Consider the following 17,521-nt stretch of genomic DNA (forward strand, 5'->3'; position numbering starts at 1 on the left):
ATGATCGACCGACGCGAATTCATCGTTGCCCTGGGCGCAACCGGACTGCTTGCGGCTTGCCAGAGCGGTCCGCCGAAACCTTCGGTAATCACCATCAATGTGACAGGTGGGGCAGGCATGAACCCTGGACCAGGCGGCGGCGACCGGCCGGTGACGGTTCTCGTCATGCGGCTGCGCAGCACCGGCAAATTCAATTCCGCCGACTACTTTGCCCTGCAGGGCGATGCCGGATCGGCGCTGGCAGGCGATCTCATCGGATCCGACCAGATCGCCGTCGGGCCGGGAAAATCCGCGTCCAAGACCATCACCGTCGAGCCGGATGCGACAGCGCTGGGCTTCGTCGCATTGATCCGCGAGCCCACCGGCAGGAACTGGCGCACAACCAAGTCGGTGTCGTCGGGATCAAAATTCACGATCAATGTCACGATTGGGAAGGGCGGTATCTCCGCCTAGCGGCCAGGGCAAGGGAAGCTCAATGCAGAGAGTAACGGCATGAGCGATGCAAACAGGGTGCTGTGGTCCGAGGGTCTTTTCCTGCGGACCCAGCATTTTCAGCAGCAGGATCGTTTCTTCGAGGCGACCGTGCGCGGCGCGTTGCAGGCCGGGCAGTTGCATACGTTCGGCTTTCAGCAGCTGACGTTGGACCAGGCGTTACTCGATGCAGGCCAGATCGCCATCCTGTCCGCTCGCGGCATCTTCCCGGACGGAACACCTTTCGCCATTCCGGAGATGATGGACGCGCCGCGGCCGTTGCCGGTGACGCCAGACACGGCTGCCGGACCGGTGCTGGTGGCCTTGCCGCTCGAACCGCCCGGCGGTGTCGGCTTCGATCCAGCACACGCCGCCACTTCGGGGGCACGCTATCATGGGCGGATCGTCTCGGTACGTGACGCCGTCCAAGGCGGTTCGGACCCTGAAGAAATCGAAATCGCCGTTCCGCAGGCGCTGCTGCTCGCACCAGGCAAGTCCGTCGGTGGCTACACCGCCCTGCCGATCGCCGACCTCAAGGGGGTTCGAGCCGATGGCGGCGTCGCGCTGGACGAGACCTTCCTGCCGCCGACACTGGTAACCGGCGCCGTGGCCTGGTACCGGCAATTGCTGCTGGAAGTCGTCACGGGGCTCGACCAGATCGCCGAGGCGCACGGCAAGATGGTGATGGGCGGGCCGGGGCGCAGCGTCGAAGACCTGCTGATGCTCAACCTCGCCAATGCGGCGCGCCCGCGGCTGGCCCACATGCTGGCGCAGGATGTCTTCCATCCTGCCGAGCTTTACCTGGAACTTGCCGGACTCGCCGGTTCGATGGCGACCTATGGATCGAGCGCGCGGCGGCTGGGCGAGTTGCCCGCCTACGACCACATGGCACCGGGGCCCGCGTACATGGCGCTGGCCGACGCGCTGCGCTCGCTTATCCTCAGCCTGCGCTACATCGAACCGAAATCGCGTGCGCTGCCGGTCATGCGGCATTCGACCAATGTCTGGAAAATCCGCATCGACAACCCGAAGCTGCTGGTGGCCAGCCGCATCGTCATCCGGGTCGGTTCGGAGCTGTCGGAGGACGCGCTACGCAAGATCTTCGTCAATCAGGCGACAGTCGGTTCGGCCGACCAGTTCGAAGGCCTGTGGAAATCGCGTTTGCCCGGCATTCCGCTGAAACCGCTTCATTCCCAGCCGCGCGAGATTCCCTACGATGGCGATCGGCTATGCCTTGAGCTGGACCAGAAAAGCGAGCACTGGGCGTCGCTGCTCGATGCTCCCGGCTTCGTCATCGGCGTTTCGGGCGTGTTGCCAAGCGAGCCGCAGGTGGACTGCTACTCGGTGAACAGGTGAGATCATGAGCCGCGATGATCCTTTCGGACTGTCGGAGGATCGCGAACGCACCCGCATACGGCTGACCGGCGCGCCGACGCCGAGGCCGATGGCGCCGCTGTTGCCGGGCGCGGCGGTAAAGCGGTCGCGCACCCACCCGAATGCGCTCGTCAACGCATTCGCGCCCTTGCTGGAATTCGCGCCGGAGCTTGAAAGCGCACTGGCGCCGGAGAACCCGGAAACGCTGCGCACCCGGCTGCTTGAGGAACTGGTTCGGGCACGCGACACGGCAATGTCGACAGGGTCCTCGATGGAGCGGGCCGATCAGGCAGCCTGGGTCGTGGCGGCGTTGCTTGATGATCTAGCTCTGAACACGCCATGGGGCGGAGCCAGCGCCTGGCCGCGCCAGCCGCTTGTGGTGATGCTGCGGGGCGATGTCGATGCCGGCACGCAGTTCTTCACGCGGCTCGACGAACTGGAGCGCCATCCCAATCGCGATCGCGAATTGCTGGAGCTGCAGTATGATTGCATGGCGCTCGGCTTCCGCGGAAAATATCGAGTGCCCGGCCGGTCAGGCGATCGCTCGCTCAATGCGGTTCGCCTGACCGCGGCACGCTTCCTGCGCGATGCCGATGCCGAAGGTGCGCCGCTGTCGCCAAACTGGAAGGGCGTCATCGCATCCGACGAGCCGCAGCGCTTCATCGTTCCGATCTGGGTCATGGCGCTCGGCGCGGCGGTTGTTGCCACAGCCATCCATATCGGGTTGTCGATGGGGCTGAGCGGCCAGGCAGTCGAGCTTTCCGCCCTTGTGCGCGCTCTGCCGCCGCCCACACGCGGCGATATCAGCCGTACGTCGCCCAAGGTCGATGCCCCGCCCCCTGAAAAAGTGGATTTTGCGCTGTTGCCAGAATTCCAGGCCGGGGCGCCGGCCGAGCTCAAATCCGCCCTCAGCGGCACCGAAAGCGTTTCGTTGGCCAAGCTGATCATCCAGGCCTCCAACCCCGAACTGTTCCAGTCGTCGCGGCCCCAACTGAGCGACGGCTTCGAGCCCCTGATCGGTTCGATCGCCAAGGTAATCCTCGCCAATCAGGAGCTGATCGGAAACATCACCGTGATCGGTCATACGGACGGTGTTCCCCTGCAAAAGACCAATCCGCTGTCGACCAACCAGCGACTGTCGGAGGCGCGCGCCCAGACGATCGCCGACATGCTGGTGCAGAACGGGGTGCCGCAGGACCGCGTTCATTCCGAAGGCCGCGCGGCCACCGACCCGGTGGCCAGCGACAGCACGCGCGAGGGGCGAGCCTTGAACCGCCGTGTCGAGGTGCTCGTCGAAAAGAGGCTGTGAGATGTTCATCCTGCGCTTCCTGTGGGCGGTCCTGACATCGCGCTGGCTGTGGACGCTGATCGGCATCACGCTGCTTTCGCTGGTGATCTGGGTGTTCGGTCCGATCGTCAGGATCGGTCCCTATTCGCCTTTCGATTCCGACAATGTGCGCATTGCCATGATCGCGGGGCTGATCATCCTGTGGTTGGTCTGGCTGATTATCGCGCAGCGCCGCGCCATCCGCGCCAATCGCATGTTCGTCGCCGAGATCGCCCCACCAGTTGCGGAGAAGCCCCTCGGGCCTGGCGAAGAAAACGTCGCGGCCGTGGGTGCCAAATTCGCCGAGGTGATGGCCGAACTGAAGCGCCGCAAGCTCGGCGGGCGCAAGTTCCTGCGCGAGATGCCATGGTATGTGATCGTTGGGCCGCCAGCCACCGGCAAGACCACGGCCCTGCGGCAGTCCGGACTGAACTTCCCGATCGACCTCACCGACGATTTGCAAGGGGTCGGCGGCACGCGCAACTGCGACTGGTTCTTTTCCGAGAACGCGGTTCTGATCGACACCGCCGGCCGTTATGTCCAACAGGAGAGCCAGCCCGATGTCGACGCGGCGGAATGGCTGGGCTTCCTCGACCTTCTGAAGAAGCATCGCGGCCGCCGCGCGCTCAACGGTGTGATCGTCGCGCTGTCGATCGACGTGCTTTCGGAGGGTGACGAAGCCATCAAGGCACATGGCCGCAAAATCCGCCGCCGGCTGGCCGAACTCAACGACCGGCTCGAAATCCGCCTCCCGGTCTATCTGATGCTGACCAAGGCCGATCTGATCAAGGGTTTCGAGGCTTTCTTCGGCAGCCTGTCCACCCCCGCGCGCGAGCAGGTCTGGGGAACGACCTTCGCGCTGGATGCGCGTGTGGACGCCAAGACCATCGAACGCGAAATTTCGACGCTCTCGACGGAACTCGAGCGGCGGCTGGTGCCGCGCCTGGAGGATGAGGACAAACTGGCCGCCCGTGCCGAGATCTTCAGGTTTCCCGCCCAACTGTCCAGCCTGTCCGAACCGATCCAGGTGCTGATCGAGGCGATGTTCGGCGAAAGCCGGTATGAAGAGGCCGCCTGGCTGCGTGGGCTCTATCTGACATCGGCGACGCAGGAAGGAGCGCCCATCGACCGACTGACCGCGGCGCTGTCGTCGTCGTTCGGCCTGCCGCCACGGCGGGCCCTGCCCGCACCGAGGGTCGAGAAACGCAGCTTCTTCCTGAAGAACCTGCTCACCGAGGTCATCTTCAAGGAAGCCGGCCTCGGCACGTTCGATCCGCTGGCGCAGCGCCGCCGCGCCTGGATCTGGCGCGGTGCGGCGGCTGCATGCGCGGGGGCGGCCTTGCTGGCCGGCGGGCTGTTCACCTGGTCCTATTTTGACAACCGCAACGCGATCACGGCACAGGCAGGCCAGTTCGAAGCGCTGCAAGCGCCCCTGACTTCCGCTGCTGCAAATCCGGCATCGGTGCAGCAACCCGCCATCGACGGCGCTCTCGAAGCGATGGACGCGGTCGCGAATGCCAAGACGGCACCGCCGGGCAGCGCCCAAGATCTGCTGGGCCCATCGGCCTCGGCGGAACTGGTGCGGGCCCAGGCCGACACGTACGACCACGCCCTGCGCAACGTGCTTGAACCACGCATGGTCGCATTGCTCGAGGCGACCATGTGGCGGCAGATCCGCGATCCGGATTTCATGCTCGGCGCGTTGAAGACCTATCGCATGATGACGGGCCTGTCGCAGATGGATACCGATTTCGCCCAGAACTGGTGGGTGAACAGCCTGCCGGAATTCGCCGCCGCGGCACCCTTTCCGACCGCCGATGCCGAAGAGCATCAGCTTGCCGCGATCCGCCGTATGGCGGTCGACGAAAGCTATGTCGCGCCCGACCAGGCGCTGGTTGCCGAAGCGTTGAAAACGGTGTGCACGATCTCGTTGCCGGCGCGGGCCTACAAGCAGTTGCTGGCCGATCCGGAGGTGGCCGGGCTCAAGGAGTGGATCCCTGCCAATTTTGCCGGCCCCAATGGTGGCAAGGTGTTTGCGAGGCGTTCCGACAAGACACTTCGCGTCGGCATTTACGGAGCCTTCACCTATGCCGGCTTCCACGACGCCATTCTCGACCGCATCGACGATGTCGCCGCCCAGGCGGCACTCGATCGCGCGGTTTTCGCCGGCGGCTGCTCGGAAAACTCCGAGACCTCGGTCTCGGCGCTGTCCGAGGATATTCTGAAACTCTACTATGACGACTACATCGCACAATGGGACAGCTTCCTGCGAGACATGCGGCTCGCGCCACTAACCGATCTCAATGTCGCCAGCGAAAATCTGAAGGATCTCTCAAGTGCCGATTCCGCGCTGAAACGGCTGCTGACGGCGGTCGTCCAGGAGACCGAACTGACGCGCTCCGATGAGGCCCCCGCCGACGATAAGTCGGCGGCCAAGGGCGCCTCGAAACTGCTCGGCAAGCTCGGCAAGCTCGGCAAGCTGGCGACGAGCGGTGCGAAGCTGCTGCCCCGCGCCGGGTCAGCCAGCGAGGTGGACCTGACCGGCAATCTGGTGGCCGAACATTTCAAACCGCTGAAGAGCACCATTGCCGAGGTCGACGGCCAGCCGCCGGCACTGGATGCCGCCGTTGTCGCGCTGACCGCGCTGTCGAACGTCCTGCAGACGGTCACCGCCAACCCCAATCCGCAGGATGCCATCAAGAAGCAAGGCGGCCTCGCCGAGCTGACCGGTGCCGTCGCGAGGCAAGCACAGATCCTGCCGGACCCCATCAATGTCTGGCTTAGCGGAATTGCCGGTGACACCAGCAATTTGACGCAAAAGGCGGTCACATCGGAGCTCAACGCCATCTGGCGCGCGGACATACTGCCTTTCTGCCAGGCGGCGTTGAACGACCGCTATCCGTTTAGCGCCGACAGCGCGGTGGATGTCAATGTGCATGATTTCGCCCGCCTGTTTGGACCGGCCGGATTGATCGACGGTTTCATCAACGACCACCTGATCAACTATGTCGACACCACCAGCCAGCCATGGAAATGGCGTGCCGATTTCGGCCTCGATCCTTCGGCGCTGGCGGCGTTCGAGCAGGCCAGGCATATCCGCGACGATCTCTTTCCCGGTGGTACTGGGCCAGTGATGAGCTTCACGCTCGAACCGAAGGACCTGTCTCCCAACGTTACGCGCGTCACGCTCAATCTCGATGGTCAGACCCTCGTCTATTTCAACAATGCGACGCGGCCGCAACCGATGACCTGGCCGGGCAAGGACGGCACCGGGGTCATCTCGCTCGCCTTCCAGCCGATCGACGGTTCGCCCGAAATCATGCTCAACGAGACTGGCAGCTGGGCGTGGCTGAGGATGCTGCGCAACGGCCGTTTCGCCGGCACATCGCTCTCCGATGTCTACAGCCTGCGCCTAGGCACGAAGGGAATGTGGGCCGATTTCGAACTCAAGGCCGCCAGCGTCGAGAACCCCTACAATTTGCAGATGTTCAAGAAATTCTCATGTCCGCCACAGATATGACCTTGCCCGGCTTCTACGGCAAAATGCCCGCCACCGGCGATTTCGTGACGCGGCGGCTGTCGGGCGACTTTGTCCGCGGCTGGGACCGCTGGCTGGCGCAGCATCTCGTCCCGCTGTTCGGCTCGGAAATTTGGCCAAGCACAACCGCGCTGCGCTTTCTGGCCGGCCCGGCGTCCTTCGGCGCATCGGCAGGCATCATTGTGCAAAGCGCCGACAGGGTCGGCAGGAAGTTTCCTCTGAGCGTCGTTGCGCAGCTTTCTGAAGCTCCGGTTTTGCTGGCCGACGCCGAGGCGTGGTTTTCCGCGATCGAAGAGGCGGCCATCGCCGCCCAGAACGGTGAGCTGACGCCAGACGAGCTGGATGCCACGCTGGCCGGACTGCCGGTGCCGCCTGTCGAGCCGGATGAAGAAGTCATCGGCGACATGGTGATGTGGACAGCCCGTTCGGACATTTTCGACATCGATCCGCAATCGCCGCAAACGACGCTAGAACAGATTCTCGCCGCCAGTTGGGAGACCAGCTGATGCGGATCTGGAACCAGATGGGTTACCGGCACGAGTTCAGCGTGAGCGCTGACACGACCGGGCGTGAGTGGGTCGTCGTGGTGGTCAAGGGCACGTTCGACTTTCCCGCAACGCCCGGCGGGCTGGTGCACAGATCGGCAGAACAGGTGCCGCTGGTTTTTGCCGACACGCAAACCGGTGAACCCGGCTACTCCGCCACGCTATGGGAAACCGATTTCGCCTTCCGCAAACCGCGCTGCGACGTGATCGCCAATGGCTGCGCCTATGCGCCGGGCGGGCGCCCGGCCGAGCGCGTGCCGGTCGGCATCAAGGTTGGCAATTGGTCAAAACTGTTCGAGGTCGTCGGCCACCGCGAATGGCGCGCCATCGGCCCGGTTTTTGGCGCCACATCGCCGCAACCCTTCCTGAAACTGCCCATCTCCTATGACGTCGCCTGGGGTGGCGTCGACAGGCTGGATCCGGAGGACAAGCTGCCGGCCAGCTACAAATACAACCCAGTCGGAACCGGGTGGTCGCGCATCAGGAACCAGCGCCTCATCCCCGGCCTGCGTCTGCCGAACACGCAAGCTGTCGGCGAAGAGATCCGCTCGCCCTTCGGCGACTACAAGCCGATGAGCTTTGGCCCGATGGGCCGCGGTTGGCCGGGCCGTATCGAATATGGCGGCACCTATGACGACAATTGGGCCAACAACATTTTCCCGTTTCTGCCGCCGGACTTCGACGAACGCTACTTCCAGGTGGCCCCGCCCGACCAGCAAATCGATCCGCCGCGCGGTGGCGAGGAAATGCAGCTGATCAATTTGACGCCAAGGGGGCGCGAACATTTCAGAATGCCAGCCACGGCCATCAAAGTTGCAATGTTCAAGGGCTACACCAAGGCATTCGAGGCCGATATTCATCCGGACACTGTTTTGTTCGACACCGAAAATCGGCGCTTTTCATTGGTCTGGCGTGTGTCGCAACGCCTCCAGCGCACGATCCTCGACTTTACCGAATGCTGGGTCGGGCCGCCGACACCAGGCATGCTCCACGCCAAAGCCGTCAAGAAGCCATATGTCCGGCCGATCGCGGAGCCGATCCAGCCGGAGGCAGAGGACGCATGACGGCTGCGCTCGACATCGTAGCGACCGGGATGGTGACGGCCGTCGGCCTTGATGCGCCGTCGTCTTGTGCGGCGCTCCGCGCCCGCCTGGACGGCTTCAAGGAGACGCAGTACGCCGACGATGAAGGCGAGTGGCTGCTTGGCTCCCCTGTCACCATGCCGCGAAAATGGATCGGCCAGAAGCGTATGACCCATATGCTGGCGGCCGCGATAAGCGAGATATGCACCACGGTGCCACAGGCACGCGAACGGACGCCGATGTTGTTGTGCCTTCCAGAGGCGTCGCGGCCTGGTTCACCCGTCCAGGATGCCTCCGCGCTCGTGCGAAATGTATGCGCGATCCTTGAGATGGCCGTCGACCCACGATCGCGCACCATATCGCATGGCCGGCCATCCGGACTGGTAGCACTTGAGCAGGCGCGCCGGCTGCTGGCCGAAGGGGGAACCTCAGCAGTCATTGTTGCAGGGGTGGACAGCTACCTCACTCCCGAGGCGATAGGGTTCTATCTGGCGAACCGTCGCTTGCTGGCCACCAACAATCCGAACGGCTTCATTCCAGGCGAGGCCGCGGCCGCTGTGCTGTGCACCCATGCTGGTCATGGATCCGGACTAAGGCTGCACGGTCTGGGCCTCGCCCGAGAGAATGCATACATCTACAACGAGGCTGACGAACCGCTGCGCGGGGACGGGTTGACGACCGCCTATCGGCACGCGCTGAAGGAGGCCGGCATCGAGATGAACCAGTTGGGGTTCCGTATTTCGGACCTTATCGGAGAGCAGTACTGGTTCAAGCAAACGGCCCTGGCAAGCCTTCGGCTCGTGCGGGGTGCGCATGACTTTCAAGACCTGTGGTCGCCGGGTGAATCGCTTGGAAATATCGGAGCGGCGGCGGTGCCTGTGATGATCGGCATGGCCTTCGCGGCGGCAAGGAAGGGCTACGCGGCCGGTAATCCGGTCCTGATCGAGGCGTCCGAAGACTCCGGCGCGTGCGGCGCAGCCATCTTTGCTGCGAGGGCTGCATAGATGACAGTCTACGCCAACAGTCTGGAAGTCGCCTGCAAGGCGCAGGGTAACAAGGTCATAGCGGCCTTTCCTGATGTCTGCTTCACGCCGCCGGAGAATCCGGCAACGCCCCCTGGCGTTCCGATTCCCTATCCTTCTTTCGGCTTCGACAGCGACACGGACAAAGGCACCAGCACCGTCAAGATCGGTGGCCAGACGATCACGCAGAAAAACAAATCCTACTACACCAAGACAAGTGGCACTGAAGCGGGCTGCGCGACCAAGAAGGGCATCATCACATCGAAGAATACCGGCAAGGAATACGCCGTCGCCTGGTCGAGCAATGTCAAGGCCGACGGCGAGCCCGTCAACCGGATGACGGACCTGTCCACCAACAATCATGCTTCACCGCAGGGAAATACGCTGACCTTTCCGAAACTGGCCACCGGCGCCGGAGTCATTTACAGCACGGAAAAATGCCTGATTGGCTCCTATGACGCGATCGCCGCGGTCTGCAACGACAATGGCGGCGAGGCACACCATATCGTACCGGACAAGTGTTTCCGAACGGGTAGTCGGGCGAACGCGGACGTTACATCGACGCGCATCGCCAATGCTCCGACGCTCGGAGAGGGGGTATGCATCTGTCTCAGTCCTGATGATCACGAACGGATTCATGAGGCTGACCGTGAGCAGATCGTAACGCTGGGCCGACCCGGCCTGGCCAAACTCAAGGGCAAAAAACTAGCGGATGCGAAAGCCAAGTTGAAAGCGCAGGGCAAACTCGGCGTTGCGCCGATGAGCAAGATTACCGAAGCAACCATTTCATGTCTCGACGACCTTCAGGATCTCAATGCGAATTGCATCAAGAAGGCAAAGGAAGCGGTGGAGGAGCAGCAAAGCGCATTCGGGGCCAGCCAGAAGGGTAGAACCTCCAACCCATTGCCCGGCAAGGAGGCCAAGAAGACGATGAAGCCGCCAAAGCCCAGAAAATAGACCGACACACCAGGAGTACGCAGATGAAGATACGAGCGTCGGGCTACATTGCTCCAGATCTTATCGCCGCGGTCCCAACCGAACTCGACGACGAGGATCCGTATTCGCGCTTCCTCATGTTTCAGGACACGACGGAGCAACAGGTCGCGGATGTCGACATCCCTCGAACAGTCGTTTCCGTTTGCGCCTACCCATTCGAGAGCGACAACGAGAATGTGTTCGTCGCTCTAACCAACGAGGGCGACCTCTACTTTCTGACCGAGGACGTGGACTACGAAAAGATCCCCGGTGCCGGCGTCCTCAGCGAGGATGCCGAGGATCTTGGTTCGACGCTTGGCATCACCCAGAAGGCGGGCATCCTCTATGTTTGCGGCGACGGTTCCCAAGTCTATTTCAGACCCAGGAAGGATGAATGGGTCCGGATTTGCGAGCGTGACGTCGATGGAATGGCAAACAATTTCCTGGAGGGCATCGCCGCGATCAGCCCGAACAAACTGGCGGTCTGCGGATACACCCACAGCCGCCCCAAGCATGCCGCACGAGGTTGCCTCTACTTCTACAACGATGGGGAATGGGGCCAGGCAGAACTCCCAAACAATCAGTCCTTGTATGATCTTGTCTTTGTGGACGCATCGCGTCTCGTTGCCGTGGGCGGCGGCGGTACCATTGTTACGGGAACAGGACCTGGCACGATGGAGGACGCCTCCGTCGAAGGTTTGCGCGAGAAGTTCCTCCGTATCCGCCTCGACAGCTCGAAACTCTATGTGTTGGGTAAGACAGCAATCTTCATATTCGACACCAAGCTGACCCTGTTGGACACCCTACCCCTGCCCGCCGAGTATCGCAGCCCGAAGAACATCGAGGTCAAGCAAGGCATCATCTGGTATTTCGATCGTGAAGGCTTGGCTCGTCACGACGGCATGGGCTGGACTCTCATGCCTGTGCCTCCCGAACTTCTCGAAAGATCGGAATAGTCTGCCTCGGAACGTTACCCTGTCGAGGGTCACCTCAGGCCTTTCCCAAATTGACTTCTATAAAGCGCTGCACCTTGGCAAGATCAAGGTCGATGATGCGGATCGGCTTTTGGGCGGAGAGCATCTGAACCACGAACAGTTCTCCCGCTTCCGGGAACTCTTCGAAGCGCTGTTGCGCAATCTTTCGGCCGGCCTCACCCGCGACCCTGGCTCCATCGAGAAAAGCTTCAAGGCGCTCTATCAACCTCGCAAGGCGCTCATCATCCATGTCCGGGTTTTCATCAGGATGCAGCAAATGGTAATGGTATACCGTCCACAGGAAGGCTGCCTGTTCCACATGCTGGCGCACGATTTCGTAGAGGATTGGCACCGGCATCAGTTCAGGTTCACGGAGCCGCCGCGGATTCGATTGGCCGCACTGGCGTGGCTGGTGACATAGGTTCCCCGGATGGTGATGTGGCCATCCTTCTCCATGATGATTACGGACTTGCCGCAACGCAGTTCGATGCGCTCATTGCCGACAATGTGGACCAATTCACCGTCACGCACGATCTGCTGCGCGTGAGCCCGACGCGAAGGCTCCACGAGTTTACCCACGATCAGCGGCTGCAAGGGATCACCCTCCCGAAAGAGCAGCGCAACTTCAGCGCCGATCATGCTGGCATCGAGTTTGATCAGGCTTCGCGCGGCGATCGCTGTCTCGACAGGGTTTCCAGGAAAGACGACCAGCGGCGATGTGTCGTCAAATCCCAGGAAAATGCCGATTACGACACCATCGATGCGATCACGAACTTCAGCCATGCTTCGTCCCTCTAATTCTGGTGGATCTTGCTGCCCTTGAATTGGATATCGCCGGATGCCTTGCCGCTGATCTTTCCGGAAGCATCAATGGAAATATCCTTGCCTTTGATGTTGATCGTCCCATCCTTCTTCATGATGATCTCCGCACTTCCGCACTTCAGCGTGATCGAGTCCTTCGCCTCGAGCGTATAATTCTTGCCTACGTTGAAGGCCGAGTCGTCGGCGATCTGGACCAGGCTCTTTTTTCCGACCTTCAGCTCATGTGCGCCCGCTACCTGTGTGCTGTCGTCGACGCCTATCTCTGTCTTGCGGGTTTTGGTGATCTCGGCCATCTGGGCGCCGCCAATTTTTATGCCCTGGTCCGCGCCGATCTCGATGCTCTGGCTGGCGGATATGTTCCAGCTGTCGCTGGCCCCGATCGTATGGCTCTGCGCCGCGCCGACCGTGACCGACCGTGTCGAACCGATTGTATTCTCTTGCGGCCCGCCAACGCTTCGTGTCTCAGACGCCCCGACCGTGTCGATGCGAGCAGCGCCAACAGTGACCGTCTGGACAATCCCCACCGTCTGCGAGTGGTTGGAGCCGATCGTCTCCGAAGAGTTCGAACCGATGCCTATCGTCTCGTTTGCACCCACTGTCAGCGAGCGGTTCTTGCCCACCGTCTCGGTGTCGTTCGAGCCGATATTCGTGGTCTGGTCGACGCCGACCTTGACCGTCTTGTTGTTGCCGACATCCTCGTCGAGGTTGTGGCCGACAGAATGCTTGGCGTCGTGGTCGATGCGGTCCGACTGGTCGTGCTGGACCAGCTTGGTGCGGTCATGCTTGATCAGAAGGTTGTGGTCTTTCTGCGCCTGGAAATTGACCAGTTCGGAGCCGGCCTTGTCCTCGAACATCAGCTCGTTGTAACCACCGCCGCCTTTCGAGGAGTTGGATTTCCACCCCGACTGCGTTGCATTGCCCGGCAAGCCGTAGGGCGGCATCTGCGAGGCATTGTAGACCCTGCCGGTGATGATCGGCAGGTCAGGGTCGCCTTCGAGGAAGTCGACGATCACCTCCTGGCCGATGCGCGGTATCTGGATGAAGCCCCAGCCGCTGCCGGCCCAGGTCTGCGAGACACGCACGAAGCAGGAACTGTTTTCGTTCTTCTTGCCCAGGCGGTCCCAGTGGAACTGCACCTTCACCCGGGCATATTTGTCGGTGAATATCTCCTCGCCTGAAGGGCCGACCACCGTCGCCGTCTGCGGTCCGCGCATGATCGGCCGCGCCGTGATCCGCGGCGCGCGATACGGCAAGGCAGTCGGCGCGACACCCAGCACGATCTTGTAATTCTCACTGTGGGCTTCGTTCTGGGTCCTGTAGCCCGGATCGAACAACCTGTATTCGGCGCTGACAACCAGATACTCCTGGTTCTGGTCATCGCGCGGAAAGCTTTCCAGCTTGAACGTACAGCCGGAATGGAGGCCGCGCACGGTTCCGACCGCGGTGATGCGCTGGTGCACGGCCTGGAGTTCCTCGCGCCGGATGCCGGCCAGGGTGTCGCCGCGCCCGACATCGAGATGCGCCCCAGGCTGGCGATAGTTCTCGCCGGAGGCTTCCTTGTGGCTGAACGGCTGGGCGGACTTCGCCATCAGATCGGCGCCAGGCTTCTGGAAATCATAGTCGGTATGGGCATAAGCCCCCGGCCGCACCGAACTGCCCGGAATCCATTCGGTGATGTATTCGACGTCGCGCCGCGAGCCCTGTCCCTCAAAGTTATAAGGTATCTTCTCGTAGCCCGGCGCCGGCTTCAGCTTGCTCATCGCATCGCACAGTACGAGCGTGTGCTTGCCCTCGTCATGCTCGAAGAAATAGAAGATGCCTTCGTGTTCGAGCAGGCGCTGCACGAAATCCAGGTCGCTCTCGTCGTACTGCACGCAGTATTCGCGCGAGGGGTACGACGCTTGCAGCCGCTTCTCGAATTTCGCCGTGCCGTATTTCGAGAAGATCTTTTCAACGATCTCGACAGCGGTCATGTTCTGAAAGATCCGGCAATCGGTGACGTTGCCGAGGAACCAGAGCCACGGCCTGACGACCGCTTCATAGTAGGCCAGCCGGTCCTCGATGCGAGTCAGGCGAAACTCGGACACCAGGCCGCAGAACCAGCGTTCCGGATCGGATTCCCCTTCGACCGAAACCATGCCTCCCAGCATCTTCAGCGGATCGATCTCGGAGCTGGGACTGACGAAGCCAACCGTATAGGCAAAGCAACGGCTAATCTCGTCGCGGCCGACAAGATGCGTGAAGGTCAGTTCGGCGCCGACCGGCGTCTGCACAACCGTGGCACGTTCGTTCGGCATGGGTCGAGCCCCTCCTGGACGCGGCCGCCGGCGCGGTGGATTTGAAGCTCCCGTCATCTGCCCAGGAACTTTTGAGAGCCCGCCGCACCAGGCCGTGTTGAGCCTACCACATGTTGTCCTGCCGACCAAAGAGGACGCACGGCGGAAAACCTTAACCTGTCGATGCATCGCCTCGAAACGCTGCTGTCCTGTTGTATGTGCAAACTGCTAGAATGTGGAGTATCGGTCAGTGTTCGGCGGCGATCCTGGATGTACATCAGTCTGCAAATCAACAATGTCGACGCCTTGCCTGCGGGCATCTCGGCCGGCTACGCGGCGCGGGATCGCAGCTTCGAGATCGGACGCGATGCTTGCGACTGGACCTTGTCGGACCCCGACAAGTTCATCTCCGGCCGGCATTGCGAGGTCCGCTACGAGGGAGGCGCGTTCTGGCTGCACGACGTCTCGCGCAACGGAACCTACATCAACGGATCAAACCAGCGCATGACCAGCCCGCAGCGGCTGGCCAATGGCGACCGGATGCTCATCGGCCGCTATGTCGTCTTTGTGTCGATCGATGAGGAGCGCGCTGCGACCGGTCACCCCAGCCACGGTTCGACGCAGCGCGAAATGCCGGTCGCTGCAGGCCGCTCGCTGGAATTCGGAGATGGGCCGTTTTTCGATCCCTCGGAGCAACAGTCCGGGCAGCGCGTTGCGGCGTCGACGTTCCCGTCGCAACCGCCCCTGCCCTCGACCAGGGATGAAGTGCTGAGGGAAATCGCCATCGGAGCCGGCATTTCGCCGGAATTGCTGCAATCGCGCGACCCGCATGAAGTTGCCGCCGAAATCGGTGCGGTGCTGCGAACGGTGGTCGAGGAACTGACATTGCTGCTGAAGGCACGCGCGGCGGCGAAGATGCTGGCCAAGAGCACACAGCGAACGATGATCAGTGCCGCCGACAACAACCCCCTGAAGTTCGTTCCGGGAACCGACGACATCCTCGAAATCATGTTCGCACGGCGCCGGGCCGGCTATCTCGATGCCAGGCGCAGCATCGAAGATGCATTCCGCGATCTCAAGACCCACGAATTCGCCACCTATGCCGCCATGCAGGCCGCGCTGTCGCGGCTGCTTGACGACCTGTCTCCGGAAGCGATCGGACGAAAGCTTCCGCCGACATCGTTCTCGTCGAAGAAGAGCCAGGCATGGGACGCTTTTGTCACGACCTGGCGAACCATGGAGGAAGCACACGAGAACGGCATGCTGGACATATTCCTGGCCTATTTCAGCGAAGCCTATGCAAAAGCCGACAAGCAGAAATAGGCGTTTCAGGGGAGCCGTGGCGCTGCAGCCAACGAAGACAACTCTTCGGTGCGTGGCATCCGGTTCCAATCGAGAGTTTCCGAGATTACGATCGCTTACGACAATTCGCCAAACGGGTAAGGCTGGTCGACCTGGGTGTCTGCGACAATGTCATCTTACGGCGGGATAGCAAAATATAGCCAACTTTCCTTAAGACAGAGCCCTGCCCTGCAGGGCCTGCCTTTGCTTTGCCTGACCGCGAGAAGCTTTGCGCCTGGCCGGCAAGAGCGCGGGCGTCAGGCGCGGACGGACGATTGGCCATGAGCTCGAAAGACGATCCTTTCGGCCCGGCCGGCAAGACCGTCATTCGCGCCACGCCACGACGCGAGCGAAAGCCGGCGCCGGTCCCCCAGGAGCCTGTCGCGGATGGCGGCCAACCCTCGCAGATCAGGGACTCGACAGTGTTCGATCCCGGCGTCGGCCGGCAGACACCGCCGGGCTGGACATCCGGGACCGTGATGTATCAGGGAACTCCTCTTGCGGCGGCGCCGGCGCCGGCCCTGCGGCAGGAGACCCTACTCAATATCACCGAAAGTGTCAGATATTCCGCGGCAAACCCGATCCTTGCCGCGGCCGCACCGTTGCTGATGCTGTTGGGCCAGCTCAGGCTTGTCCCGGTCGAGAGACAAGCGGAGCCATTGGCGGAGCATGTCGCCGAAGCGATAGACAAGTTCGACCGAACGATGGAGAAATCCGGGGTCGCGGAAGAGGATGCGCGGATCGCGAAATTTGTCCTGTGCGAAACAGCCGACGACCTCATCGGCAACCTGCCTTGGCCACGAAAAGACGCCTGGGTGCAGCACAGTATGCTGACGCAGTTCTTCCACGTCGAGCCCAACGGCACGGGCTTCTTCGAAGCGCTGAACAAAGTCCTAGCCAGCCCGGAGGCACATTACGATCTGCTCGAACTGATGCATGTCTGCCTGTCGCTGGGGTTTGAGGGCCAGTATCGCGGTCTGACACGCGAGGACACCAATCTCGAACGTGTTCGGCGCGACGTCTTCGAAACGCTTCGCTATTTCAAGCCCCGCGCGGACGAAGACATCTCGCCCCATTGGCGGGGCCTGTCGGCGACGGTGACGCAGTCGTCGACGCGCCTGCCGCTCTGGGTCGTTGCGGCAGCGGCATCAGCGCTGCTGACTGCCGCATTCTTCGCGTTGCGGGTCTTCATCACCAATGAAGGCGACGCCGCCGCGGATGAATTGCTGGCGCTCAACCCATCGACGCCGATCGCCATCGAACGGGCCAGCGTGGCGCCGTTAGCCGAGCCGGCGAAAGTCACCCCGCCTCCTGCCACAACCACGCAGATCGATCGCATCCGCTCGGCGCTGGCCAAGGAAGTCGGAGCCGGCGGGCTGACCGTGGACACCAAGGGCGACTTCATCGTGGTGGAAATTAACAATCTCCTGTTGTTCCAGTCCGGCAAGGCCGATGCGAAACCAGAGTTCCAGCCCATAGCCGCTGATATCGCTGCCGCCCTGGAACCCGAGCGCGGACCGATCAGGATCGTCGGCCACACCGACAATGTGAAGCCGCGAAAATCGAGCCCGTTCAAGTCCAACTTCGACCTTTCCGTGGCTCGGGCGAAGGCTGTCGAAACGATGATGGCGCCGAAGTTCAGCGATCCCTCGCGACTGACCGTCGACGGCAAGGGCGAGGACGAGCCGATCGCCGACAATGCAACGCCGGAAGGCCGCGCCGCTAACCGCCGTGTCGATGTGATGATCGCCAAGGAGGAAACATTGTGAGCACG

General features: G+C 62.0%; 14 protein-coding genes. 11 read left to right on the plus strand and 3 right to left on the minus strand.

What is annotated here, in order from left to right:
* From tssJ to EN850_RS29420, 9 genes are read left to right on the plus strand one after another with little or no spacing between them, the layout of a single operon-like run.
* Nucleotides 1-453 (plus strand): type VI secretion system lipoprotein TssJ, encoded by a 453-nt coding sequence (gene tssJ / locus EN850_RS29380; RefSeq protein ID WP_027059521.1) that lies wholly within the window; start codon nt 1-3, stop codon nt 451-453.
* A 39-nt stretch (nt 454-492) separates the two neighbouring features.
* Complete coding sequence (gene tssK / locus EN850_RS29385; RefSeq protein WP_135880685.1) at nt 493-1,827, plus strand: type VI secretion system baseplate subunit TssK; 1,335 nt, start codon at nt 493-495, stop codon at nt 1,825-1,827.
* Between the two features lie 4 nt (nt 1,828-1,831).
* Entirely contained in the window at nt 1,832-3,154 is a 1,323-nt protein-coding gene (icmH, locus tag EN850_RS29390) for a type IVB secretion system protein IcmH/DotU (RefSeq protein ID WP_135880686.1), read from the plus strand.
* 1 nt (nt 3,155) lies between these two features.
* The gene (tssM, locus tag EN850_RS29395; RefSeq protein ID WP_135880687.1) at nt 3,156-6,692 is read left to right on the plus strand and encodes a type VI secretion system membrane subunit TssM; all 3,537 of its coding nucleotides are present in this window, start codon (nt 3,156-3,158) and stop codon (nt 6,690-6,692) included.
* Nucleotides 6,689-7,216 carry a type VI secretion system-associated protein TagF gene (gene tagF, locus EN850_RS29400; RefSeq protein ID WP_135907063.1) on the plus strand — a complete coding sequence of 176 codons (528 nt, stop codon included), beginning with the start codon at nt 6,689-6,691 and terminating at the stop codon, nt 7,214-7,216. The genes tssM and tagF overlap by 4 nt, the downstream gene beginning before the upstream one ends.
* Nucleotides 7,216-8,319 (plus strand): DUF2169 domain-containing protein, encoded by a 1,104-nt coding sequence (locus EN850_RS29405; protein ID WP_135917249.1) that lies wholly within the window; start codon nt 7,216-7,218, stop codon nt 8,317-8,319. Before tagF ends, EN850_RS29405 begins: the two co-directional genes overlap by 1 nt.
* The gene (locus EN850_RS29410; protein WP_135880690.1) at nt 8,316-9,341 is read left to right on the plus strand and encodes a beta-ketoacyl synthase N-terminal-like domain-containing protein; all 1,026 of its coding nucleotides are present in this window, start codon (nt 8,316-8,318) and stop codon (nt 9,339-9,341) included. The genes EN850_RS29405 and EN850_RS29410 overlap by 4 nt, the downstream gene beginning before the upstream one ends.
* The gene (locus EN850_RS29415; protein ID WP_135880691.1) at nt 9,342-10,316 is read left to right on the plus strand and encodes a DUF4150 domain-containing protein; all 975 of its coding nucleotides are present in this window, start codon (nt 9,342-9,344) and stop codon (nt 10,314-10,316) included.
* Nucleotides 10,317-10,339: 23 nt separating this feature from the next.
* Entirely contained in the window at nt 10,340-11,290 is a 951-nt protein-coding gene (locus tag EN850_RS29420) for a hypothetical protein (protein WP_135917250.1), read from the plus strand.
* Nucleotides 11,291-11,324: 34 nt separating this feature from the next.
* Here EN850_RS29420 and EN850_RS29425 read toward each other — a convergent pair whose 3' ends face one another.
* Genes EN850_RS29425 through tssI form a run of 3 tightly spaced genes read right to left on the minus strand, consistent with a single transcriptional unit; the run spans nt 11,325 to nt 14,427 of the window.
* Nucleotides 11,325-11,666 (minus strand): hypothetical protein, encoded by a 342-nt coding sequence (locus EN850_RS29425; RefSeq protein ID WP_135880693.1) that lies wholly within the window; start codon nt 11,664-11,666, stop codon nt 11,325-11,327.
* A complete protein-coding gene (locus tag EN850_RS29430; RefSeq protein ID WP_135907062.1) occupies nt 11,666-12,091 on the minus strand; it encodes a DUF6484 domain-containing protein in 426 nt (141 codons plus the stop codon). The genes EN850_RS29425 and EN850_RS29430 overlap by 1 nt, the downstream gene beginning before the upstream one ends.
* 11 nt (nt 12,092-12,102) lie before the next feature.
* On the minus strand, nt 12,103-14,427 hold the full coding sequence (tssI, locus tag EN850_RS29435; protein ID WP_135917251.1) for a type VI secretion system tip protein TssI/VgrG: 2,325 nt from the start codon (nt 14,425-14,427) through the stop codon (nt 12,103-12,105).
* 249 nt (nt 14,428-14,676) lie between these two features.
* On the opposite strand from tssI, the gene tagH reads away from it, so the two are divergent.
* Together tagH and tssL are read left to right on the plus strand one after the other, a co-directional pair.
* Entirely contained in the window at nt 14,677-15,729 is a 1,053-nt protein-coding gene (tagH, locus tag EN850_RS29440) for a type VI secretion system-associated FHA domain protein TagH (RefSeq protein WP_135917252.1), read from the plus strand.
* A 299-nt stretch (nt 15,730-16,028) separates the two neighbouring features.
* A complete protein-coding gene (gene tssL, locus EN850_RS29445) occupies nt 16,029-17,516 on the plus strand; it encodes a type VI secretion system protein TssL, long form (protein ID WP_135880697.1) in 1,488 nt (495 codons plus the stop codon).
* Nucleotides 17,517-17,521: the final 5 nt, after the last annotated feature.

Origin of the sequence: Mesorhizobium sp. M8A.F.Ca.ET.207.01.1.1, from assembly GCF_004794715.1 — a bacterium.
Classification (GTDB): domain Bacteria; phylum Pseudomonadota; class Alphaproteobacteria; order Rhizobiales; family Rhizobiaceae; genus Mesorhizobium.